Origin of the sequence: Pantoea sp. X85 (genome assembly GCF_029623675.1) — a bacterium.
Lineage (GTDB): Bacteria > Pseudomonadota > Gammaproteobacteria > Enterobacterales > Enterobacteriaceae > Pantoea > Pantoea leporis.
Genome location: NZ_CP121108.1, coordinates 272,928 through 297,720, shown reverse-complemented (window position 1 = coordinate 297,720; position 24,793 = coordinate 272,928). Strand labels below are relative to the sequence as shown.

Below are 24,793 nucleotides of genomic sequence, written 5' to 3'. Positions count from 1 at the left end.
CATTCAGAGCGCAGGCAGCGTAGCGGCGCAATTTATTGCGCCGCTACGCTATGTGCATGAATTGAATGTGATGCTTTTTTGAATATTACTTCTGCTTCTTATCGATCGGTTTACCCGACCAGTAACCGGCCAGCAGCGAACCTGACAGGTTGTGCCACACCGAGAACAGCGCGCCCGGCAAGGCCGCTAACGGCGAGAAGTAAAGTTTGCCCAGCGTCGCCGCCAGACCTGAGTTCTGCATACCCACTTCCAGCGCCAGCGTGCGGCAGGTCGATTCATCGAAGCCAAACAGCTTACCGCCCCAATAACCGCCCAACAGACCGATCGCGTTGTGCAGGATCACCGCCACAATCACCATCAAGCCGACAGAACCGATAAAGCCCTGGCTGCCAGCCACCACCGCGCTGATGATCAGCAGAATGCACACCATCGAAAACGCCGGCAGATAAGGCTCAACGCGGCGCACCACGCTATTCATGGAGTGATGGATAATCAGACCCAGGCTAATCGGAATCACCACGATTTTCACGATGCTGAGCAGCATGCCGACCACATCCACCTGAATGTGGGTATCAACGTAGAAGCGTGTCAGCAGCGGTGTGGCGAATACACCTACCAGCGCCGACACGGATGAGATGGTCACCGACAGCGCCACATCGCCCTTCGCCAGATAAATCATCACGTTTGAAGCGGTGCCGCTGGCCACGCTGCCGACCAGAATCATGCCTGCCGCCAGATCCGGTGGCATCTGGAACAGCTTCGCCAGGCCCCACGCGGCCAGCGGCATCACCAGATAATGCAGGAAAGTCCCGGCGATCACCGGCGCCGGACGCACCAGCACGCGTTTGAAATCATCAATGTTTAGCGTCACGCCCATGCCGAACATAATCAGCATCAGCAGGTAAGTCACCCACGGCCCAATGCCGAGAAAGGTGCCAGGAGAATAATAAGCAGCGACCGAGAGCAGCACGGCCCAGAGCGGGAACAGGCGGGTAAGTTTGCCGAGCATAACCAGACTTCCTTAGGAATTTTTTTATATTGCCACAGATGAAATGTCGCGCAGGGAACGACCACAGCGACGGACGCGGGATCATAACATTTCATTATCTTGACGTAAGGCGGGAAGTCGCTTGCGGGGCAAAATGCGGATCGGCTGCTGCCGATCCGCTGAAATACGGCAAAGTTACTCTGCTTTTTCCAGTGCAAAGCGGTAGATCGCACCACCAATCGCGGCACCGATAATCGGTAACAACCAGAACATCCACAGCTGTTCCAATGCCCAGCCGCCCTGGAAGATCGCCACACCGCTACTGCGCGCCGGGTTGACTGAGGTATTGGTGACGGGAATGCTCACCAGGTGAATCAGCGTTAGCGCCAGGCCGATTGCAATGGGCGCGAAGCCAGCCGGAGCACGTTTATCGGTCGCGCCCATGATCACAATCAGGAACACGGCGGTCAGCACCAGCTCGGCGATCATGCCCGCCTGCAGGCTAAAGCCCCCCGGCGAATGTTCACCGTAACCGTTCGACGCGAAGCCGCTGGCCACGGCATCGAAACCGGCTTTACCGCTGGCGATCAAATACAGCACGCCGGCAGCCGCAACCGCACCCACCAGCTGCGCGATAATATAAGGCACAACCTGCGCCGCCGGGAAACGTCCGCCAACCGTCAGACCGATGGTGACCGCCGGGTTAAAATGGCCGCCCGAAATATGGCCGACGGCACATGCCATCACCAATACCGTCAGACCAAACGCCAGCGCAACACCGGCAAAACCAATACCCAATTCTGGAAACGCCGCGGCCAAAACCGCACTGCCACAACCGCCCAACACCAGCACGAAAGTGCCCAGCGTTTCAGCCACTAATCTTTTCATCTCTGTTCCCTCAAATAATTTAATGTTTTCGCGGCGGGATTATCGTTTTTGGCGATTGAAGCGCAACCGAAGAATAAGGGATTAGGGTGATTTTTAGGCGATAGCAGCGTATTTGAGACGGTTCTCGCGAGATATGACGGGGTTCATCAGAAATGTCTGGCGCGAAGCAGTGAATGTCGTTGGGCTTGAATTATTGTTTAAAAAATTTCACCAATAAAAAAAGCCGGACCCGGTCCGGCTTGATTCCGCATGCTAAAAACTGGCCTTAAGAACCAAAAAGATTCTTATGCAGCGCACGTACCACTTCCTCGGCATCTGGGGTCGGCACCAGGAAGCAAAGGTTATAACTGCTGGCACCGTAACAAATCATGCGCAGGTTGAACGGCTCGAGTGCGCCAAACACTTCTTTGCCGACGCCGCACGCTTTTGACAGGTTGTTGCCGATGATCGCCACCAGCGCCAGATTCTCTTCCACTTCCACACGGCACAGTGAAGAGAGTTCGGTCAACAGCGCCTGGGTCAGCAAGCTGTCGCCGGTGGTGGTTGAACCGGTGCTGTCCAGCGTCAGCGCCACGCTCACTTCGGAAGTGGTCACCAGATCAACGGAGATGCTGTGGCGCGCCAGAATGTTAAACACTTCGGCGAGGAAGCCATGTGCATGCAGCATGTTCAGGCTGTGCAGCGTTACCAGCGTCTGCTTACGACGCAGCGCCAGCGCACGGAACAGCGGTGGATTCTTGGTTTCGTTGCACACGCGCGTACCGCCCGCGGCCGGATCTTTGCTCGAACCGACAAACACCGGAATATCGCTACGCACGGCCGGCAGCAAAGTGGCCGGATGCAGCACTTTGGCACCAAAGATCGCCATCTCCGCTGCTTCTTCGAAGGTAATCTCTTCGATGCGTTTAGCGGTGGACACCACGCGTGGATCGGTGGTGTAGATACCGGCCACATCGGTCCAGATATCAATGCGCGCGGCCTGCAGCGCTTCGCCCAGCAGCGCAGCAGTATAGTCGCTGCCGCCACGACCAAGCGTGGTGGTGCGCCCTTTGATTTCGCTACCGATAAAGCCCTGCGTCACCACCAGCGCTTCCGCAATGCGCGGCTGCAGCTGCGTTGCGGCCAGCTCTTTCAGCGTCGCCACTTCGGGTTCTGCGCGACCAAAACGATCGCTGGTGCGCATCACTTTACGCACGTCAAACCATTCGCTGTTGACCTGACGCTCGCGCAGAATCTCCACGAACAGCAGCGTCGACATCAGCTCACCGTGGCTCACCAGCTCATCGGTTAGCGCATGTGAGGTCGCCAGCGAGGTGGCTTCAGACAGCATGGTGATGTTTTCCAGCATGCGATCAATCTCATCGCGGATCACATCCGGCGATTGCAGACGATCGATGATGGCATATTGAATACGGCGGATTTCATCCAGCAGGTAAGCGCGCTGCGCTTGTTCCTGGCCTTCAGCAAGGGCTACCAGCAGATTGGTCACGCCAGCGGAGGCAGAGAGCACCACTAAGCGGGTATTAGCGTCCGACAGCACAACATCTGCGCTGCGGTTCATAGCATCAAAATCGGCAACGCTGGTGCCGCCAAATTTAGCCACGATAAGATTTTGGGACATATTACGAACCCCGTGTCAGGTTATCTTTCTTCCGTTTTGGGGCGGAAGACATAGTAGCAGCCTAGGCACAAGAGAAGAGCAGAATTGGGCAGACAAGATCAGTAGTAGACAAGTCACCAAAAGCGCTTCACCTTGCGAACCGTCCGACTGTGGACGATTCTGGTGACAACCCAGAGGATTCAGCCCCTGCAGCCGACAGTGCAACACCCCGCGTGTTGCCCCACCTCGGCGTCACACCCCCTGATGTGTTCTCTGCGGATACGGATCCTCAAACACACTGCCTGGGCGACGCGCCTCTTCTGGCTTACACCCGGAGGTGTAAGTAGCGCGCATAAATTACTGATTATTTTCCCCCCTGTCCATCCCCGCACTTTGAGGATTTCTCACTTTTACACTTCGGTAAACGCATCGTTGAACAAACGCGCCCACCAACAGCGGCCTAAAGTAGTGTCCGAATCAGACAAAAGCGGCTTTTTTCTGATGCGGCACAGGGAATTCTGCTGGCGCAGCACCGACAATCGCTGCCGGATTTACCTGAAACAGTGCGGCCACGGTCACAAATTTTTTCCCTTAGCCAGTAACTGTGGTCATACTCATCCCCGTGCAAGAATGCTATGGATGCCGGGCCAGCAGGACGCCCCGGATGGAATGACGGTTCTTATATCAACTAGAGTGTTGCCATGAAAAATATCAATCCGACCCAAACCGCTGCCTGGAAAGCGCTGCAGCAGCATTTTGAGCAGATGAAATCGGTGCAAATCGCCGACCTGTTTGCGCAAGATGCCGATCGTTTTGCGAAATTCTCTGCCACTTTCGATGACCAGATGCTGGTGGATTTCTCAAAAAACCGCATCACCGAGGAAACCCTCGAAAAATTACAGGCGCTGGCTAAAGAGACCGATCTGGCAGGCGCCATCAAATCGATGTTCTCTGGCGAGAAGATCAACCGCACCGAAGAGCGTGCAGTTCTGCACGTTGCGCTGCGTAACCGCAGCAACACGCCCATTGTGGTGGACGGCAAAGATGTGATGCCGGAAGTCAACGCGGTGCTGGCGAAGATGAAAGGCTTCTCCGAGCGCATCATCAGCGGCGACTGGAAAGGCTATACCGGCAAAGCCATCACCGACGTGGTGAATATCGGGATTGGCGGTTCAGACCTCGGCCCGTTCATGGTGACCGAAGCGCTGCGTCCGTACAAAAACCACCTGAACATGCACTTTGTTTCTAACGTCGATGGCACCCATATCGCCGAAACGCTGAAAGATCTCAGCCCGGAAACCACGCTGTTCCTCGTGGCATCTAAAACTTTCACCACGCAAGAAACCATGACCAACGCCCACAGCGCGCGTGACTGGTTCCTGAAAACTGCGGGCGATCAGCAGCACGTGGCGAAGCACTTCGCTGCGCTGTCGACCAACGGTAAAGCGGTGGGTGAGTTCGGTATTGATACCGACAACATGTTTGAGTTCTGGGATTGGGTTGGCGGCCGCTATTCACTGTGGTCAGCTATCGGCTTGTCGATCATTCTCTCCATCGGCTTCGAGAACTTCGAGCAGCTGTTGAGCGGCGCGCACGCCATGGATAAGCACTTCGCCAACACGCCTGCCGAGCAGAACCTGCCGGTCCTGCTGGCGCTGATCGGTATCTGGTACAACAACTTCTTTGGTGCCGAAACCGAAGCGATTCTGCCGTACGATCAGTACATGCATCGCTTTGCTGCTTACTTCCAGCAGGGCAACATGGAATCCAACGGTAAATACGTTGACCGTGAAGGTAATCCAGTGGATTACCAGACCGGCCCAATCATCTGGGGCGAGCCTGGCACCAACGGCCAGCATGCGTTCTATCAGCTGATTCATCAGGGCACCAAACTGATTCCGTGCGACTTTATCGCACCAGCACTGAGCCACAACGTGCTGACCGATCACCATCCAAAGCTGCTGTCGAACTTCTTCGCGCAGACCGAAGCGCTGGCGTTTGGTAAGTCACGCGATGTGGTGGAGAAAGAGTTTACCGATGCGGGTAAATCTGCCGAATCTGTCGCGCACATCGTGCCGTTCAAAGTGTTCGAAGGTAACCGCCCAACCAACTCCATCCTGCTGCGTGAAATTACCCCGTTTAGCCTGGGTGCACTGATTGCGCTGTATGAGCACAAGATCTTCACTCAGGGCGCGATTCTCAACATCTTCACCTTTGACCAATGGGGTGTTGAGTTGGGTAAACAGCTGGCAAACCGTATTCTGCCAGAACTGGAAAATGACGCTGAAATTAGCAGCCACGATAGCTCCACTAATGGCTTAATTAATCGCTACAAATCCTGGCGTTAATTTTCCGGCTAATTTACATAAGGCGGCGTAATTGCCGCCTTTTTTTTGTCAACCAAGCCATCTCACACGCAATATTATTAATTACTGCCTTAAACAGGGTTAGAAAATTCTTAAAGTGGCGTAAGGAAATTCGTAATTCATTTCAATTTACCGCACCTTACCTGGCTTAAAAATGGACCTAATTTAACCCGACAAATAGTTTATCCATCTGATAGATCTATGATTTTAATTTAAGCCTTGTAAGTAAATTCCGATTATTCCCATTCCGTACCAATAATTAGTGCAAAAGTGAAAAACTCTGCCGTGAAATGCGCAGGCATTCACTTATCCTATTAGCCTGAAAAAAGGCGTTAAAAAAAAGCAGCTAACGCCAATTCGCCGTATTTATCACCAGAAAAAACCCGACTTCCTGCCCTCTTTTACTCATGCTGAACTCTGGTAATTTGTTGCCCTATACTGAACGCGCCCGAAATCTGGGTAAATCCTACATTCATTGATTCATATAAATGCAGGAAACGTTGTTATGAAAAAACTGATGGTTGCCGGTGCAGCCTTACTTTACGTTGCCGTTTCTTCCGCTGCGATTGCCGCGCCGGAAGAAGCTGGTGCTGCAGCAGGCGCGCAGGCGGGAGCAATCTCTTCCGGCGCGTCTACCGCTGTGGGTATCGGCGCGCTCGGTGCGTTAGTGGGTCTCGGCATTGCTGCTTCTGGCGGCGGTGACGGTGCAAATACCGGTACAACAACAACCACCACAACGAGCACCACTCGTTGATGTAGCACCTTTAAGCATAACCACACACCCGTGTGGTTATTTTTTGCTTGGCTTATTTAGACAGGGATACACCGTGCGCCGACTCTCTTTGCTACTTCTTTGCCTGTTGTTGCAGGCCTGCACACAAACACAAAAAGGTCTCGAACAAACCGTGATGCTGGCCGTGAATGGCCCGGATGATGTCACGGTCACCAACGAGCAGGTTGCTAACCTGCCCTACGCCAGCCTCTATGCCCGCATCAATGAAGGACCGCGCATCTTCGTGGTGCTCGGTTACAACGAAAACGGCCAACAGAAGTGGATCACCCAGGATAAAGCGATGCTGGTGATGCAGCATGGCCGTCTGATCAAAACCCTGGGTTTACCGAGCAACCTCGCTGACGTCAGTAACCTGGCGCAGGATCCGCTCGCCGATGCGCTGCATCTGCAAAACGGTGCCAGCTGGACGCGCGTGGTGCAGTGGCGCGAGCAAGATAAAGTGCGTGCCGCCACAGCGGTTTCCCGCTTCGAGCGAGGTGACGATACGGTGCTGGACATCGCCGGTGAACGCGTACCGTGCCGCGTCTGGCATGAAACCGTGCGCATGGAGAACGTAGGCGCGGAGTGGCAGAACACCTTCTGGATCGATAACCGTGATGGCACGGTATTGCAGGCCAACCAGATGCTGGCCGCCGATGCCTTCCCCGTTGAAACCACCATTCTGAAGCCGGCGAAATCATGAAAAAAATAACTCCAATGCTGGCAGCATTGACGCTGCTCACGGCTGGCCACGCACTGGCGGCGGCGCAAGTCACCGTGCACGAACTGCCGGGAAAAAACACACTGCAAATTAACGATGCGCAGAATCTTAGTCAGTTGCTCACCCATCCTGAACTGCGCAGTTGGTGGCCGGGCACGGTGATTGCCGAACGCGGCGCAACGGCGGTAGCACAGCAGCAACAGAAGCAGCTGCTGGCCGATCTGCGCGCCTGGCAAGCAGACAGCGGCGAGTCGTTGGCCGCAACCATCGGCTCGGTTATCCACCAGCTTGGCGCGCTGCAGGTAACGGGCCGCCAGTTCACCTCGCTCGATCCCGATGACGTGCGTCTGCGTCCACAGGATAACCGCACGCTGCAAGGCAGCTATGACCTCTATATGCTGGCGCAGCCGACGCAGGTACTGGTGCTGGGGGCGTTGAGCAATCCGGGTAAAGCGCGCTGGCAGCCGGGCCGCGAAGTGCGTGATTACCTCGAAGGCCACGATCGTCTGTCCGGCGCGGAACGCAGCTATGCCACGGTGATTGCGCCGTCCGGCAGCACCCAGCAAGTTCCGGTCGCCCACTGGAATCATCGCCATATCGAAGTGGAACCCGGCAGCATTATCTGGCTCGGTTTCACCTCATGGAGCTTGCCATGGGGCCACAGCGATTTGAATGAGCGCATGCTTTCCGTTCTGACTCACCGGATACCAGACTGATGAAAAAACAATTACTTCTCAGCCTGTTGGCTGCTTCTGTTTCCGCCGCTTGCCAGGTGCATGCGGAAACCTGGCCTGAACCGGTCGGTCCTTCTCAATCGGATTTTGGTGGCGTTGGCCTGATGCAGACGCCCACCGCGCGTATGGCGAAAGAGGGCGAATTTAGCGTCAACTTCCGCGATAACGATCAATATCGCTACTATTCTGCCTCGCTGCAGCTGTTCCCGTGGCTGGAAACCACCGTACGCTATACCGATGTGCGTACCCGCCGTTACAGCGCAGTAGAAGGTTTCAGCGGCAACCAAAGCTATAAAGATAAAGCCTTCGATGTGAAGCTGCGCCTATGGCAAGAGAGCTACTGGCTGCCAGAAGTGGCGGTTGGCTCACGCGATTTAGGCGGTACCGGGCTGTTCGACAGCGAATATCTGGTGGCGAGCAAAGCGTGGGGCCCGTTCGATTTCACCTTGGGTCTGGGCTGGGGTTATCTCGGCAACAGCGGCACCATTAAGAACCCGTTCTGCTCCTACAGCGACAGCTTCTGTAGCCGCACCGGCGGTGGCGAAGCGGGTTCAATTAATGGCTCGCAGATGTTCCACGGTCCGGCGGCGCTGTTTGGCGGCGTAGAGTATCAAACACCGTGGCAGCCGCTGCGCCTCAAGCTGGAGTACGAAGGCAACGATTATCAGGATGATTTCGCCGGTCGTTTGGATCAGCGCAGTAAGGTCAACGTCGGCGCGATTTATCGCCTCACCGACTGGGCGGACATCAACGCCAGCTACGAGCGCGGCAACACCTTTATGTTCGGCTTTACCCTGCGCACCAATTTCAACGATCTGCATCAGTCGCATCTCGATAGCGAGAAGCCGGCCTACAACCCGCAGCCGCAGGGCGATCTGTTGCAGCCAACGGTGGTGGCAAACCAGCTGACCGATCTGAAGTACAACGCAGGACTGAATGGCCCGCATATTCAAACCAAAGGCAGCACGTTGTATGTGTCCGGCGAGCAGACCAAATATCGCGATACGCGCGAAGGGGTCGATCGCGCCAATCGCATTATCATGAACAACCTGCCGGCCGGCATCGATACCATCGACGTCACCGAGTCGCGCTTCAATATGCCGCAGGTGAGCACGCGCACCAACGTTGCCAGCCTGCATAACGAACTCGTGGGTTATCCGCTGGGGCATGAACAGCCGCTGCAGCAGACGCGTGAAAATCCGATCGATCCCGGTGCCACCGAGCAAGGTTTCTTCATCCGCAAAGATCGTCTGAACTACAGCCTGTCGCCGGTGCTGAATCAGTCCGTCGGCGGACCGGAAAGCTTCTACATGTATCAGGTTGGCGTGATGGCCAACGCCGATTACTGGCTTACCGATCACCTGTTGGTCGGCGGCAGCCTGTTTGGCAACCTCGCCAATAACTACGATAAGTTCAACTACAACGGCGCACCGGCGGATTCCACGCTGCCGCGCGTGCGTACGCATATTCGTGATTACGTTGAGAACAACGTTTACGTTAACGATCTGCAAGCCAACTACATGCAGGCGCTCGGCAACGGTTTCTACGGCCAGGTTTACGGCGGTTATCTGGAAACCATGTACGGCGGTGTCGGCGGCGAAGTGCTGTATCGTCCGATTGATAGCAACTGGGCCTTCGGGGTTGATGCCAACTACGTGAAGCAGCGTGATTGGGACAACATGATGCAGTTCACCGATTACAAAGCGCCAACCGGACATTTTACCGCGTACTGGCGTCCGTGGTTTATGCAGGACGTATTGGTGAAAGCCAGCGTCGGTGAATATCTGGCGAAGGATAAAGGCGTTACCGTTGATGTGTCGAAGCGGTTTGATAGCGGCGTGATGGTGGGCTTCTACGCCACCAAAAAACCAACGTGTCGGCGGAAGCCTATGGCGAAGGCGACTTCACTAAAGGCTTCTACATTTCGGTGCCGATGGATCTGTTTACCGTGACGCCAACGCGAGGCCGCGCGCAGGTGAACTGGGTGCCGTTGACACGTGATGGTGGGCAGATGCTGGGTCGCAAATATCAGCTGTATGACCTGACGTCAGATCGTGATGCGCGATTTAATTAACATCAGCACGGGTGGTTTGAAACCCGCGCGATAAATCGCGCCGCTACGGAGAGGTGCATATACCGTAGCGGCGCCATTTATTGCGCGTTACCGACTATTAATCTGCGTCATAACCCAAATTGGGTGCCAGCCAGCGCTCAACTTCGCTCACGCTCATGCCTTTACGCGCGGCGTAATCTTCCACCTGATCGCGCTGAATCTGCGCCACGGCGAAGTACTTGCTATCAGGATGGCTGAAGTACCAGCCGGAAACCGCTGCGCCTGGCCACATGGCGAAAGATTCGGTGAGCTTCATGCCGGTATGCTTCTCCACATCCAGCAGCTGCCAGATCGGTGCTTTCTCGGTGTGTTCCGGACACGCCGGATAACCCGGTGCAGGACGAATGCCCTGATAGTTCTCGCGAATCAGCTCTTCGTTGCTGAGATTTTCATGGGCGGCAAAGCCCCAAATCACCTTACGCACGCGCTCGTGCAGATATTCAGCAAAGGCTTCTGCCAGGCGATCCGACACCGCTTTCACCATGATTTTGTTGTAATCATCGTGCTGCTTGTCATACGCCTCGGCCAGCGCATCTTCCTCAATTCCGGCGGTAACCGCAAACGCGCCGAGATAGTCGGCTTTACCGCTGGATTTTGGGGCCACAAAGTCGGCCAAACAGTAGTTGGCGAAGTCGGATTTCTCGGTCTGCTGACGCAAATGATGACTGACGCACAGCACCTGATTGCGGTTCTCGTTGCTGTAGATTTCAATGTCATCGCCGACACGGTTGGCCGGGAAAATCCCTACCACGCCGCGTGGATTGAGCGTGCCGGTGCTGCTCAGCATATCGAGCATGGCGTTGGCATCGGCAAACAGGCGTTTGGCCTCTTCGCCTACCACTTCATCTTCCAAAATGCGCGGATATTTGCCGGCCAGCGACCAGGTCATAAAGAACGGCGTCCAGTCGATGTAATTGCGCAGCGTTTCAATGCTGGCTTCGACCGGACTCACACCGAGGCGGTGCGCCACCGGCGGCGTATAGCTTTCCCAATCAATGACATAATCATTATCGCGCGCAGTTTGCAGGCTCACCGGCGGCGTGCGCGGCTTTTTGCGCGCGTGCTGAATACGCACCGTGTCGTACTCTTTGCGCGTGCGCGCCACGAAATCTTCTTTCAGCGTTTCGGACAGCAGCGATGACACCACGCCCACGGTGCGCGAGGCGTTCTGCACGTAGACCGTTGGTCCGCTATAGTTCTGCTCGATTTTCACTGCGGTATGCGCTTTCGAGGTAGTCGCGCCGCCAATCAGCAGCGGGATGGTGAATCCCTGGCGCTCCATCTCTTTGGCGACGTTAACCATCTCATCCAGCGACGGCGTGATCAGGCCGGAAAGGCCGATGATATCGGCGTTCTCGGCAATCGCGGTTTTGAGGATTTTGTCACTCGGCACCATAACGCCGAGGTCAATAATTTCGTAGTTGTTACATTGCAGCACTACGCCGACGATATTTTTGCCGATGTCATGCACATCGCCTTTTACCGTTGCCAGCACAATCTTGCCGTTGCTGCGTCCGGCCTCTTTGCTGGCCTGAATATAAGGTTCGAGATAGGCCACCGCTTGCTTCATCACGCGCGCTGATTTTACCACCTGCGGCAGGAACATCTTGCCCTCGCCGAACAGATCGCCAACCACGTTCATGCCGGACATCAGCGGCCCTTCAATCACTTCAATCGGCCGCGCTGCTGCCTGGCGCGCCTCTTCGGTATCCAGCTCAATAAACTCGGTGATGCCTTTCACCAGCGAGTATTCCAGACGTTTTACCACGTCCCAGCTGCGCCATTCGGCCTGCTGTTTCTCCTGCTCGCCGTCGCTTTTGCTGCCGCGATATTTCTCCGCCAGTTCCAGCAAGCGCTCGGTGCCATCGTCACGACGATTCAGCACCACATCTTCCACCGCGTCACGCAGTTCGGCAGGCAGATCGTCGTAAATCGCCAGCTGACCGGCGTTCACGATGCCCATGTCCATGCCGTTGCGGATGGCGTAATAGAGGAACACCGCGTGAATCGCTTCGCGCACCGGTTCGTTACCACGGAACGAGAACGACACGTTGGAGACGCCGCCGGAGATCATCGCGTGTGGCAGTTCGCGCTTGATGTCTTCGCAGGCACCGATAAAGTCCATCGCGTAATTGTTGTGTTCTTCAATGCCGGTCGCTACGGCAAAAATATTCGGGTCGAAAATGATGTCTTCTGGCGGGAAACCGACCTCTTCGGTCAAAATCTTGTAGGCGCGACGACAGATCTCAATTTTGCGCGCCCGCGTATCCGCCTGACCCGCTTCGTCAAACGCCATCACCACCATCGCTGCGCCGTAGCGACGCACTTTGCGCGCGTGCGCGATAAACGGTTCCACGCCCTCTTTCATCGAAATAGAGTTCACAATGCCTTTGCCCTGAATGCACTGCAGGCCTTTCTCGATCACTTCCCATTTCGAGGAGTCGATCATAATTGGCACGCGGGCGATATCCGGCTCACCAGCAATCAGATTGAGGAAGCGCACCATCGCCGCTTCCGCATCCAGCATGCCTTCATCCATGTTGATGTCGATGATTTGCGCACCGTTCTCTACCTGCTGGCGCGCCACATCCAGCGCTTCGTTGTATTTCTCTTCTTTGATCAGACGCTTAAATTTGGCCGAGCCGGTGACGTTGGTGCGTTCACCGACGTTGACGAACAGCGAATCGGCCTGAATATTCAGCGGTTCAAGCCCGGCTAAGCGACAGGCAACCGGAATCTCAGGCAACTGGCGCGGCGCAACGCCGTCTACCGCTGCCGCCATCGCCGCGATGTGTTCCGGCGTGGTGCCGCAGCAGCCGCCGATAATATTGAGGAAACCGGCGCGCGCCCACTCACCAATTTGCTCAGCCATGATCGTCGCATCGAGATCGTATTCACCAAAGGCGTTGGGCAAACCGGCATTCGGGTGCGCGGTGACGTAGCCTTCAGCAATGCGCGACAGCTCCGCCACATACTGACGCAGTTCATCCGGGCCAAGAGCACAGTTGAGGCCGAACGACAGCGGTTCGGCGTGGCGCAGCGAGTTATAGAAACCTTCGGTGGTTTGGCCGGAGAGCGTACGACCGGACGCATCGGTGATGGTGCCGGAGATCATTAGCGGCAGCTTCACGCCCATCGCTTCCATCTCGGCCTGCACCGCGTAGATCGCCGCTTTGGCGTTCAGGGTATCGAACACCGTTTCGATCATGATGAGGTCGGAGCCACCGGCGATCAGCGCATGCGTCGATTCGCGGTAGGCTTCCACCAGCTGATTAAAGGTGACGTTACGATAGGCGGGATCGTTGACGTCCGGCGAGATAGAACAGGTGCGGTTGGTCGGGCCCAACACGCCCGCCACGTAGCGCGGACGATGCGGCGTTTTCGCCGTCCATGCATCGGCACTGGCACGCGCCAGTTTGGCGGCTTCGAAGTTGATCTCCGCCGACAGCGCTTCCATCGCGTAATCGGCCATCGCAATGGTGGTGGAGTTGAAGGTGTTGGTCTCGAGAATATCCGCGCCGGCAGCGAGATAGGCATCGTGGATTTCGCGGATCACCTCCGGTTTGGTTAGCACCAACAGATCGTTGTTGCCCTTCAAATCAGATGGCCAGTCGGCAAAGCGGCTGCCACGGAAATCCTGCTCACTCAGTTTATAACTCTGGATCATGGTGCCCATGCCACCGTCCAGAATCATAATGCGTTGCGCCAGCTGCTGCTGCAGCATTTCTGTTTTGTTGCTCACTCTCGCCCCGTCCACGTCATTGCGTTGGCTAATATGCCAGCCAGTCATACTGGCACAACTTGCAGGTGATCAAAAGTCAGCTCAGATGAGACATTTTCAGCTATTGCCGATGACAGGTCTGACCAGAAAGTCAGCGTTTGCATTAATGCGGTTAAAAACGAAAATGGTTTCCAGCATTGATGCGAATTGGAGACGTTATGGCAACCCCTGCGCCCGTGAAACGCGGCAAGAAACCGCGTGCGACAACGGCTACCACCAGCGCGCCCGTCGGCGGGCAAGTACAATCTTTGACGCGTGGTCTGCGCCTGCTGGAGCTGATTGCCGAATCCCACGGCAGCGTGGCGCTGACCGAACTGGCACAACAGGCCGGTTTACCCAACTCCACCACTCATCGCCTGCTCTCCACCATGCAGCAGCAAGGTTTTGTGCATCAGGTGGGCGACTTAGGTTTGTGGACCATTGGTTCGCACGCGTTTGTGGTCGGCAGCAGCTTCCTGCAGAGCCGCAATCTGCTGGCGATTGTGCATCCGCTGCTGCGCAAGCTGATGGAAGATGCCGGCGAGACGGTGAATCTGGCGGTGCTGGATCTCAGCGATTATCAGGCGGTGATCATCGACCAGGTGCAGTGTACGCAGCTGATGCGCATGTCCGCGCCGATTGGCGGCAAGCTGCCGATGCATGCATCCGGCGCCGGCAAAGCGTTTCTGGCGCATCTGAGCGATGAGCAAGTTACCGCGCTGCTGCATCAAAAAGGGCTGCATCACTACACGCCGAAAACGCTGATGTCGCCGCACAGCCTGAAGGAGAATCTGGCGCTGATTCGTAAGATGGGCTTTTCGCACGATGATGAAGAGCACGCGCTGGGTCTGCGCTGCGTTGCGGCACCGATTTATGACGAACATGGCGAACCCTTCGCCGCCATCTCAATCTCCGGCCCGATTGCGCGCATGACTGACGACCGTATCACCGAGCTGGGTGCGCTGGTGATCCGCGCCGCGAAGCAGGTGACCCAAACCTATTCTGGCCGCTAAGCGGCCACCGACGCATAGCGCGCGCTGAAACGCTGGCTGGCGCGCCACGCAATGACCTCTTCAATATGCCCTTCGCGGATGCGCGTTTGCAGCGCGCGCCACCAGTTGGGATCAAACAGCTGCGGATGCAGCGCCTGCAGCAGTTTGCCGGTCGAGGGTTCGCTGCACAGCGCATAGCGAAAGGTTTCCGGGAACACATCATCCGGCCCGACGCTGTACCACGGCTCGGCCTGCAGCTCATCTTCCTCATAGCGCGCCTGCGGCACATCGCGGAACACCAGTTCGGTCATCGGGCGGATTTCGTCGTAATCGTAAAACACCACGCGGCCATGACGCGTCATACCAAAGTTTTTGTACAGCATGTCGCCGGGGAAAATATTTGCCGCCGCCAGCTGACGAATCGCATCACCGTATTCGCCAATCGCGTGCTGCCGCTGTTCCGGCGAAGCCTGAGCCAGCCACAGATTAAGCGGCTCCATGCGGCGTTCCAGCCACAAATGGCGGATGATCACCACATCGTCGCGCAGCTCGAGCTTTTCCGGGATATCGCGCTCAAACTCCGCCATCAGCTCGGCCGGAATTCGCGCGCGCGGTAACGCAAAGTGCTCAAACTCCTGCGTATCCGCCATACGACCCACGCGATCGTGCTCTTTGACCATGCGATAGCAGTCGCGCACCTGCGCATCGGTGACCTCTTTTTGCGGTGCGAAGCGGTCTTTGATCACCTTAAATACGCGATCAAAACCCGGCAGCGTGAACACCATCATTACCATGCCGCGAATGCCGGGTGCGACGGTGAAATCTTCCTGACTGTGCGCCAGATAGTGCAGGTATTCACGGTAGCATTCGGTTTTACCGTGCTTCTGACAGCCAATCGCCATGTAGCGCTCTGCCACGGTTTTTCCCGGCAGAATCGGTTGCAGCCACGCCACCAGCGCGGCTGGCACCGGCGCGTACACCATGAAATAGGCGCGGGCAAAACCAAACACGATGCTGGCATCATCGCTGTCGGTGAGACAGGTATCAATCCACAAACGGCCAGCATCATCGCGCTGAATCGGCAGCAAACAGGGCACCATGCCATCACTCAGCTGCAGGCGCGCCACAATCCACGCGGTTTTGTTGCGGTAAAACAGTTCGCTGGCGACATCCAGCGTCGCCGTCGCCAGCTGTGTGGCACCAAACTGCTCGTGCAGATGGCGCACAATCCAGCCGATATCGCGCGTTTGATCCTGCCACGTTAGACGCAGCGGAATGTCATTCAACACCTGACGCAGTGTTTCCTGCCAACTCTGCTGCGGACGATAGAGGCGCGACAGCGGGCGCGGCGCAACCGGTGCGGGCGCATAGGGCTGCGACGGCAAGATAAACAGACGCTCGGGCGACAAATGGCTGTGGCCCTGCAGGCGACAATAGACCGAATTGAAGAAGCTTTCGGCGATTTCATGGCGCGGATAGCCGGGCAGCAAGGTTTCGTAATGGCTTTTCACCCGTAGCCAGAACGCGTCATCCCAACCCGAAGTGTCATTGAGAATGCGCAGCTGGTTGGTGACCAGGCCAACATGGTGATCGTAAAGATGGATACGCGCTTTCATTGCCTGCTGCACCGCGTGCCAGTCGGCCTGCTCGAAGCGCTGTTGCGCACCGGCGGTGATATCCAGAAAGCGGCCATACTGCGCGTCAAAACCTTGCAGAATGGTGTGGGCGATCAGCGATTCTCTCGGCGTCATCGGCAACGCTCCTTTAGCGGTAAGCGGTCGCCATTGAATGGCGACCTTACAACGGCTTCAGAATTGTGCGGCTTCGGTGGAGCCGGTCAGCGCGGTCACGGAGGATTGTCCGCCCTGGATGACGTTGGTGACGCGATCGAAATAGCCGGTGCCCACTTCCTGCTGATGCGATGAGAAGGTGTAACCCTTATCGCGCGCCGCAAACTCCGGCTGCTGCACTTTCTCCACGTAATGGCGCATGCCTTCGCCCTGTGCATAGGCGTGCGCCAGGTCAAACATGTTGAACCACATGCTGTGAATTCCGGCGAGCGTAATGAACTGGAAGCGATAGCCCACTTCGCTCAGCGCCTGCTGGAAACGGGCGATAGTGCGATCGTCAAGGTTCTTCTTCCAGTTGAACGAAGGCGAGCAGTTGTAAGCCAGCAGCTTGCCGGGATACTGCGCGTGAATCGCGTCGGCAAAGCGCTGCGCCATCTCCAGATCTGGCGTTGAGGTTTCGCACCACAGCACATCGGCATAAGGCGCATACGCTAGCCCGCGGCTGATCGCCTGTTCAATCCCGGCACGCGTGCGGAAGAAGCCTTCCGAGGTGCGCTCGCCGGTGATAAACGCCGCATCGCGCGGGTCGCAATCTGAGGTGATCAGATCGGCGGCATCCGCATCGGTGCGCGCCAGCAACACTGTCGGCACGTTCATGACGTCCGCGGCCAGACGCGCCGCCACCAGTTTCTGAATCGCTTCCTGCGTTGGGACTAATACCTTGCCACCCATGTGGCCGCACTTCTTCACCGCCGCCAGTTGGTCTTCAAAATGCACCGCGCCGGCACCGGCCTGAATCATCGATTTCATCAGCTCGAACGCATTGAGCACGCCGCCAAAGCCCGCTTCCGCATCGGCGACAATCGGCAGGAAGTAATCAATAAAATCACTGTCTTCTGGCGATACGCCGCTGGCCCACTGAATTTGATCGGCACGCTGGAAGCTCTGATTAATCCGCTCCACCACATTTGGCACCGAATTCACCGGATACAGCGATTGGTCGGGATACATCTGCCCGGCCAGGTTAGCATCTGCCGCCACCTGCCAGCCGGAGAGGTAAATCGCCTCTATGCCGGCTTTCGCCTGCTGCACCGCTTGTCCGCCGGTCAACGCGCCAAGGCTGTTGATGTAGCCTTTGCTCGATTCACCATTCAGCAGCGACCAGAGTTTGGTGGCACCGCGTTCCGCCAGCGTGCAGGCGGGATTGACCGAACCGCGCAGATTGACCACATCCTCCGCACTGTACGGACGAGTAATTCCCTGCCAGCGCGCATCATTCCAGCTCGATTCCAGTTGTTTGATCTGTTGCGTACGATTCATCGTCATATCTCCAGGTTCAAGGCAGCAGGCGGTAGCCCGGCAGAGTGAGGAAGGAAACCAGTTCGTCATCGGTGGTAATTTGCGCCATCAGCGCGGCGGCATCGTCGAAGCGTCCATTTTGAAAACGTTCTGCGCCAACGGTTTGCTGCAAGGTGGCCAGCTCTTCCTCCAGCAGCCGTTCAAACAGCGCCACCGTTACCGGCTGGCCATCGCTGAGAATTTGTTTGTGATGAATCCATTGCCAGATGGAGGTGCGGGCGATTTCAGCGGTGGCGGCATCTTCCATCAACCCATCAATCGGAACGCAGCCGTTGCCGCTGATCCAGGCTTCCAGATATTGCAGCGCCACGCGGATATTGGCGCGCATGCCGGCTTCAGTACGCTTGCCGCGACAGGGCGCCAGCAGACGTTCGGCGGTGATTGGCGCATCCTGCTCACGCGTGATGTGCAGTTGGTTGGGCTGATCGCCCAGCCGACGGTCAAACTCCTCCATCGCGATATCAGCCAGGCCGGGATGCGCCACCCAGGTTCCGTCGTGACCGTTGCCCGCTTCTCGCGCCTTATCTTCCTGCACCTTTTGCGTCACCCATACATTGCGCTCCGCGTCTTTGCTCGGAATCAGCGCCGACATACCACCCATCGCCAGCGCACCACGACGATGACAGGTTCGAATCAGCAGGCGTGAATAGGCATCGAGGAATGGCTGATCCATGCTGATTTGCTGGCGATCCGGCAGGATACGATCGGGATGCTGGCCCAGCGTTTTGATGTAGCTGAAGATGTAATCCCAACGGCCACAGTTCAGGCCAACGACGTGATCGCGCAGTTCCCACAGGATCTCATCCATCTGGAATACTGCCGGCAGCGTTTCAATCAATACCGTGGCTTTGATGGTGCCGCGCGGCAGATCGAAGCGATCTTCACTGAAGCGGAAGATCTCACGCCACCACGCCACTTCAGCGGCATGCTCGGTTTTCGGCAGATAGAACCATGGCGCGTGGCCCTTCTCCAGCAGCGCTTCAACGTTGTGGAAAAAGTAGAGCGCAAAGTCGAACAATCCGCCGGGAATGGCCCGATCGCGCCACTCCACATGCTTTTCATTCAGATGCAGACCGCGCACCCGACACATCAGCAGCGCCGGATTGGCGCGCAGCTGGTAGATCTTGCCGGTTTCACTGGTGAAGCTCAGCGTGCCATTGACGGCATCGCGCAGTGTTAATTGTCCGTCGATCAGCTTCTGCCAGGTTGGCGCCAGTGAATCTTCAAAATCGGCCATGAAGACGTTGACGTTCGCGTTGAGCGCGTTGATCACCATTTTGCGATCCGGCGGCCCGGTGATCTCTACGCGACGATCCTGAAGCAGCTGCGGGATAGGACGAATCTGCCACGCATTTTCACGAATGGAAGCGGTTTCCGAATCAAAGCCGGGTAACTCACCCTGATCGTAACGCTTCTGTCGTTGCTGGCGTGCTTTCAGCAGGCGTTCGCGCTCTGGTGCAAAGCGCACCACTAATGCGTGTATAAAGTCGATTGCTTCTGGGGTAAGCAGCTGCTTTTCCGCGTGGGTAAAGGGCTGGCTGAAGGTTAGCGTATTGCTGATAACCGAGTCTGTCATGCGGGCTGCCTCCTGAGTTGATCCATCGTTTAACGATCGGATCCGGATGTAGGGTGTTTTATAACCTGCAAGATCAGAGCATAATGATTTTTATTTTAATTTCAAAAACTATTTCCATTTTAATGTTTATGTTAATTTATCAGATTGATATTTATGTAATTTAATCTCTCGAATTAAAGGCAATAACTTCCACTGGTGAATTGAAGACAAAAAAAAAGCCGCGATAGCTTTCGGCTAGCGCGGCAGGATCAAACGAGGTGTTTAATCTATTCGAGTGTTGGATTCATCCGGCGCAGATCGAACGGCGTGATCTGATAAACGTAGTAGTTCAGCCAGTTGGAGAACAGCAGGTTGCCGTGGCTGCGCCAGGTGGCGCGCGGTGGCAGCTCTGGGTTGTCGTGCGGGAAGTAATTGAACGGCACGTCCGGCTGCAGGCCAGCATCGTAATCGCGATGATACTCACCCGAGAGCGTCAGCGCATCGTACTCAGGGTGGCCGGTGACAAACGCCAGGCGCTTGTCTTTGCTCGCCATCAGATATGCGCCGGTGGATTCCGATTCGGCAAATAGCTCGAGATCGGTGTAATCGCGGATCAGCTGGCTCGGAAAATCAGCATAGCGCGAATGCGGGGCCAGGAAATTGTCGTCAAAACCGCGCGTTAGTAAGGCGTGGGGATGCAGGATTTGGTGCTCATAAACACCTGACAATTTGTTCTGCCGCGTCTGCTTAGGAATGCCATACAGAATGTTGAGTGCCGCCTGAACCGCCCAACATACAAAGAGCGTGGAGGTGACGTGTTCATTCGCCCAATGCAGTACGCGTTGAATCTGCGGCCAGTAAGCGACATCATTGAAATCGACCAATCCCAGCGGCGCGCCGGTCACGATCAGTCCATCGAAGTTATCGTTTTGGATGTCTTCGAAGTTGCAGTAGAAGTTGTTCAGATGCTCCGTCGGCGTGTTGCGCGACTCGCGACTATCAATGCGCAGCAGCTGCACATCAATCTGCAACGGTGAGTTAGAGAGCAGACGCAGGAACTGATTTTCTGTCTCAATCTTCTTTGGCATCAGGTTGAGAATCAGCACTTTTAGCGGACGGATCTCCTGAACACTGGCGCGCGACGACGTCATGACAAAGACGTTTTCATCACGCAAAAAATTCACTGCCGGTAATTCGTCGGGAATCCTGATTGGCATAACCTACTCACCTCTTACTGATAACCGTATAAACGTTTAGACATCCAGATGCCCGACATTATCTTGTTATGTCGGGAATGTCGAGTCTTCATGCGGTTTATGAAAATGTTTCAGCTTTAGGTGGGATTATCTTTCTAATCGCAGAAGTTTATACAATCCATGATTGTTAGTCTTTTCTTGATTTTATGGAAGCTAAGATACGTTCAAAGTGATTTATAATTCGCCGCTTCTTACGGCAAATTATAATTAATTTAAGATGAGATTTGATGCTTATTTAGCGTGATGGTGAGCGGCACAACTTAAATATACGCATAATTTCAGCTATTTCTGCGGGAGTCCCTTCAAGAACCTCGCCACTATTTAGCTTTAATTTCATAGGGTTGTTTTTTTCTAAGGACGCTACTATCGTGTCATCTTTAATTTGCGTAGAAGATTCCTGCAGCTGTACTGCTTCATCCTTAATCGCGAAGGCTCGAGTCAGATTACCAAAGGTTTTAATGTTGATTCCATGTTGAACCGCATATTCAGTTTTATTCATGCCACTACTTAACCAGTTTTCGTAATGTTGTCGTCTCTGTTCTTCAGTCATTTTGGATTTAAACATCTCTTACTCACAATATTTTTATTTTTAATAGACGTAAAAAAGCCCCGAACTTTCGTTCGGGGCTTCTTCACTTATTTGATGCCTGGCAGTTCCCTACTCTCGCATGGGGAGGCCCCACACTACCATCGGCGCTACGGCGTTTCACTTCTGAGTTCGGCATGGGGTCAGGTGGGACCACCGCGCTAAAGCCGCCAGGCAAATTCTTGATGCACGAAACGAATATTTTTCACTGATGCCGCGTTGCTCTCCCTCGCGTAACTCAGTCACATACCTCAGTATGCTCCCTCGCTCCGTCTCGGTCGGCGCCTCGTCTCAGCGTAAAATCTTCGCTTCCGCTAATTCTTTATCCGGTAAAACAAGCTGAAAATATCCGGTCTCTCAGACCAAAACGCCTCTGGCGTTGTAAGGTTAAGCCTCACGGGTCATTAGTACCGGTTAGCTCAACGCATCGCTGCGCTTACACACCCGGCCTATCAACGTCGTAGTCTTCAACGTCCCTTCAGGACCCTCAAGGAGTCAGGGAGAACTCATCTCGGGGCAAGTTTCGTGCTTAGATGCTTTCAGCACTTATCTTTTCCGCACTTAGCTACCGGGCAGTGCCATTGGCATGACAACCCGAACACCAGTGGTGCGTTCACTCCGGTCCTCTCGTACTAGGAGCAACCCCCCTCAATTCTCCAGCGCCCACGGCAGATAGGGACCGAACTGTCTCACGACGTTCTAAACCCAGCTCGCGTACCACTTTAAACGGCGAACAGCCGTACCCTTGGGACCTACTTCAGCCCCAGGATGTGATGAGCCGACATCGAGGTGCCAAACACCGCCGTCGATATGAACTCTTGGGCGGTATCAGCCTGTTATCCCCGGAGTACCTTTTATCCGTTGAGCGATGGCCCTTCCATTCAGAACCACCGGATCACTATGACCTGCTTTCGCACCTGCTCGAGCCGTCACTCTCGCAGTCAAGCTGGCTTATGCCATTGCACTAACCTCCTGATGTCCGACCAGGATTAGCCAACCTTCGTGCTCCTCCGTTACTCTTTGGGAGGAGACCGCCCCAGTCAAACTACCCACCAGACACTGTCCGCAGCCCGGATTACGGGCCTACGTTAGAACATCAAACATTAAAGGGTGGTATTTCAAGGTTGGCTCCACGCAGACTGGCGTCCACGCTTCAAAGCCTCCCACCTATCCTACACATCAAGGCTCAATGTTCAGTGTCAAGCTATAGTAAAGGTTCACGGGGTCTTTCCGTCTTGCCGCGGATACACTGCATCTTCACAGCGATTTCAATTTCACTGAGTCTCGGGTGGAGACAGCCTGGCCATCATTACGCCATTCGTGCAGGTCGGAACTTACCCGACAAGGAATTTCGCTACCTTAGGACCGTTATAGTTACGGCCGCCGTTTACCGGGGCTTCGATCAAGAGCTTCTCCTTGCGGATAACCCCATCAATTAACCTTCCGGCACCGGGCAGGCGTCACACCGTATACGTCCACTTTCGTGTTTGCACAGTGCTGTGTTTTTAATAAACAGTTGCAGCCAGCTGGTATCTTCGACTGGCTTCGGCTCGGGGAGCAAGTCCCTTCACCTACGCGCCAGCGTGCCTTCTCCCGAAGTTACGGCACCATTTTGCCTAGTTCCTTCACCCGAGTTCTCTCAAGCGCCTTGGTATTCTCTACCTGACCACCTGTGTCGGTTTGGGGTACGATTTCGTGTTACCTGGAGCTTAGAGGCTTTTCCTGGAAGCAGGGCATCAGTTACTTCACCACCGTGGTGGCTCGTCGTCACGCCTCAGCCTTAAGATACCCCGGATTTACCAAAGGTATCAGCCTACACGCTTAAACCGGGACAACCGTCGCCCGGATAACCTAGCCTTCTCCGTCCCCCCTTCGCAGTAACACCAAGTGCAGGAATATTAACCTGCTTCCCATCGACTACGCTTTTCAGCCTCGCCTTAGGGGTCGACTCACCCTGCTCCGATTAACGTTGAACAGGAACCCTTGGTCTTCCGGCGAGCGGGCTTTTCACCCGCTTTATCGTTACTTATGTCAGCATTCGCACTTCTGATACCTCCAGCATGCCTCACAGCACACCTTCAACGGCTTACAGAACGCTCCCCTACCCAACAACACATAGTGTCGCTGCCGCAGCTTCGGTGCATGGTTTAGCCCCGTTACATCTTCCGCGCAGGCCGACTCGACCAGTGAGCTATTACGCTTTCTTTAAATGATGGCTGCTTCTAAGCCAACATCCTGGCTGTCTGTGCCTTCCCACATCGTTTCCCACTTAACCATGACTTTGGGACCTTAGCTGGCGGTCTGGGTTGTTTCCCTCTTCACGACGGACGTTAGCACCCGCCGTGTGTCTCCCGTGATAACATTCTCCGGTATTCGCAGTTTGCATCGGGTTGGTAAGCCGGGATGGCCCCCTAGCCGAAACAGTGCTCTACCCCCGGAGATGAGTTCACGAGGCGCTACCTAAATAGCTTTCGGGGAGAACCAGCTATCTCCCGGTTTGATTGGCCTTTCACCCCCAGCCACAAGTCATCCGCTAATTTTTCAACATTAGTCGGTTCGGTCCTCCAGTTAGTGTTACCCAACCTTCAACCTGCCCATGGCTAGATCACCGGGTTTCGGGTCTATACCCTGCAACTTAACGCCCAGTTAAGACTCGGTTTCCCTGCGGCTCCCCTATACGGTTAACCTTGCTACAGAATATAAGTCGCTGACCCATTATACAAAAGGTACGCAGTCACCCCATAAAGAGGCTCCCACTGCTTGTTGTACGTACACGGTTTCAGGTTCTGTTTCACTCCCCTCGCCGGGGTTCTTTTCGCCTTTCCCTCACGGTACTGGTTCACTATCGGTCAGTCAGGAGTATTTAGCCTTGGAGGATGGTCCCCCCATATTCAGACAGGATACCACGTGTCCCGCCCTACTCTTCGAACTCACAATCTGTGCACTTTCGTGTACGGGACTATCACCCGGTATCGTGCGACTTTCCAGACGCTTCCACTAACGCACAAACTGATTCAGGTTCTGGGCTGTTCCCCGTTCGCTCGCCGCTACTGGGGGAATCTCGGTTGATTTCTTTTCCTCCGGGTACTTAGATGTTTCAGTTCCCCGGGTTCGCCTCGCAACACTATGTATTCATGTTGCGATGATGCACTGGGTGCACCGGGTTTCCCCATTCGGACATCGTCGGCTGTAGCGGTTCATATCACCTTACCGACGCTTTACGCAGATTAGCACGTCCTTCATCGCCTCTGACTGCCAGGGCATACACCGTGTACGCTTAGTCACTTAACCTCACAACCCACAGGCGTTTTGC

The 24,793-nt window shown here is 55.3% G+C and carries 14 protein-coding genes, 2 rRNA genes, 1 pseudogene and 1 riboswitch; of the genes and pseudogenes, 6 read left to right on the top strand and 11 right to left on the bottom strand.

Features of this window, described 5'->3' with window-relative positions:
* Positions 1-85 precede the first annotated feature (85 nt).
* The 3 genes from panS to lysC form a co-directional block, all read right to left on the bottom strand.
* Positions 86-1,009 carry a ketopantoate/pantoate/pantothenate transporter PanS gene (gene panS, locus P6287_RS01325; protein WP_101763113.1) on the bottom strand — a complete coding sequence of 308 codons (924 nt, stop codon included), beginning with the start codon at positions 1,007-1,009 and terminating at the stop codon, positions 86-88.
* A 174-nt stretch (positions 1,010-1,183) separates the two neighbouring features.
* Entirely contained in the window at positions 1,184-1,876 is a 693-nt protein-coding gene (gene aqpZ / locus P6287_RS01320) for an aquaporin Z (protein WP_222211760.1), read from the bottom strand.
* A 265-nt stretch (positions 1,877-2,141) separates the two neighbouring features.
* The gene (gene lysC, locus P6287_RS01315; protein ID WP_110868121.1) at positions 2,142-3,497 is read right to left on the bottom strand and encodes a lysine-sensitive aspartokinase 3; all 1,356 of its coding nucleotides are present in this window, start codon (positions 3,495-3,497) and stop codon (positions 2,142-2,144) included.
* A gap of 112 nt (positions 3,498-3,609) precedes the next feature.
* Positions 3,610-3,804, bottom strand: a riboswitch (Lysine riboswitch).
* Positions 3,805-4,177: 373 nt separating this feature from the next.
* On the opposite strand from lysC, the gene pgi reads away from it, so the two are divergent.
* The 5 genes and pseudogenes from pgi (at position 4,178) to P6287_RS01290 (ending at position 10,143) form a co-directional block, all read left to right on the top strand.
* Positions 4,178-5,824, top strand: a complete 1,647-nt coding sequence (pgi, locus tag P6287_RS01310; RefSeq protein ID WP_137384941.1) for a glucose-6-phosphate isomerase — start codon at positions 4,178-4,180, stop codon at positions 5,822-5,824.
* A 523-nt stretch (positions 5,825-6,347) separates the two neighbouring features.
* The gene (yjbE, locus tag P6287_RS01305) at positions 6,348-6,596 is read left to right on the top strand and encodes an exopolysaccharide production protein YjbE (protein WP_101763117.1); all 249 of its coding nucleotides are present in this window, start codon (positions 6,348-6,350) and stop codon (positions 6,594-6,596) included.
* Positions 6,597-6,669: 73 nt separating this feature from the next.
* Positions 6,670-7,317 carry a YjbF family lipoprotein gene (locus tag P6287_RS01300; protein WP_110868119.1) on the top strand — a complete coding sequence of 216 codons (648 nt, stop codon included), beginning with the start codon at positions 6,670-6,672 and terminating at the stop codon, positions 7,315-7,317.
* Positions 7,314-8,051 carry a capsule biosynthesis GfcC family protein gene (locus tag P6287_RS01295; RefSeq protein ID WP_277974391.1) on the top strand — a complete coding sequence of 246 codons (738 nt, stop codon included), beginning with the start codon at positions 7,314-7,316 and terminating at the stop codon, positions 8,049-8,051. Before P6287_RS01300 ends, P6287_RS01295 begins: the two co-directional genes overlap by 4 nt.
* Positions 8,051-10,143: pseudogene (locus P6287_RS01290) on the top strand (YjbH domain-containing protein). Before P6287_RS01295 ends, P6287_RS01290 begins: the two are co-directional and overlap by 1 nt.
* A gap of 97 nt (positions 10,144-10,240) precedes the next feature.
* Here the strand turns inward: P6287_RS01290 and metH are convergent.
* Entirely contained in the window at positions 10,241-13,924 is a 3,684-nt protein-coding gene (gene metH, locus P6287_RS01285) for a methionine synthase (RefSeq protein ID WP_277974390.1), read from the bottom strand.
* Between the two features lie 197 nt (positions 13,925-14,121).
* On the opposite strand from metH, the gene iclR reads away from it, so the two are divergent.
* Positions 14,122-14,955 carry a glyoxylate bypass operon transcriptional repressor IclR gene (gene iclR / locus P6287_RS01280; RefSeq protein ID WP_101763122.1) on the top strand — a complete coding sequence of 278 codons (834 nt, stop codon included), beginning with the start codon at positions 14,122-14,124 and terminating at the stop codon, positions 14,953-14,955.
* Here the strand turns inward: iclR and aceK are convergent.
* From aceK to P6287_RS01245, 7 genes are all read right to left on the bottom strand, one after another.
* Positions 14,952-16,685 (bottom strand): bifunctional isocitrate dehydrogenase kinase/phosphatase, encoded by a 1,734-nt coding sequence (gene aceK, locus P6287_RS01275; protein WP_277974389.1) that lies wholly within the window; start codon positions 16,683-16,685, stop codon positions 14,952-14,954. The two genes, iclR and aceK, sit on opposite strands and share 4 nt — an antisense overlap.
* Positions 16,686-16,742: 57 nt before the next feature.
* The gene (aceA, locus tag P6287_RS01270; RefSeq protein WP_277974388.1) at positions 16,743-18,044 is read right to left on the bottom strand and encodes an isocitrate lyase; all 1,302 of its coding nucleotides are present in this window, start codon (positions 18,042-18,044) and stop codon (positions 16,743-16,745) included.
* Between the two features lie 16 nt (positions 18,045-18,060).
* The gene (aceB, locus tag P6287_RS01265; RefSeq protein ID WP_277974387.1) at positions 18,061-19,659 is read right to left on the bottom strand and encodes a malate synthase A; all 1,599 of its coding nucleotides are present in this window, start codon (positions 19,657-19,659) and stop codon (positions 18,061-18,063) included.
* 266 nt (positions 19,660-19,925) lie between these two features.
* Positions 19,926-20,855, bottom strand: a complete 930-nt coding sequence (gene metA / locus P6287_RS01260) for a homoserine O-succinyltransferase (protein ID WP_101763126.1) — start codon at positions 20,853-20,855, stop codon at positions 19,926-19,928.
* Positions 20,856-21,129: 274 nt separating this feature from the next.
* Positions 21,130-21,459: a hypothetical protein gene (locus P6287_RS01255; protein ID WP_277974386.1), complete on the bottom strand. Its 330-nt coding sequence runs from the start codon at positions 21,457-21,459 to the stop codon at positions 21,130-21,132.
* Between the two features lie 80 nt (positions 21,460-21,539).
* Positions 21,540-21,655, bottom strand: a 5S ribosomal RNA gene (gene rrf / locus P6287_RS01250).
* 208 nt (positions 21,656-21,863) lie between these two features.
* A 23S ribosomal RNA gene (locus P6287_RS01245) occupies positions 21,864-24,771 on the bottom strand.
* Positions 24,772-24,793: the final 22 nt, after the last annotated feature.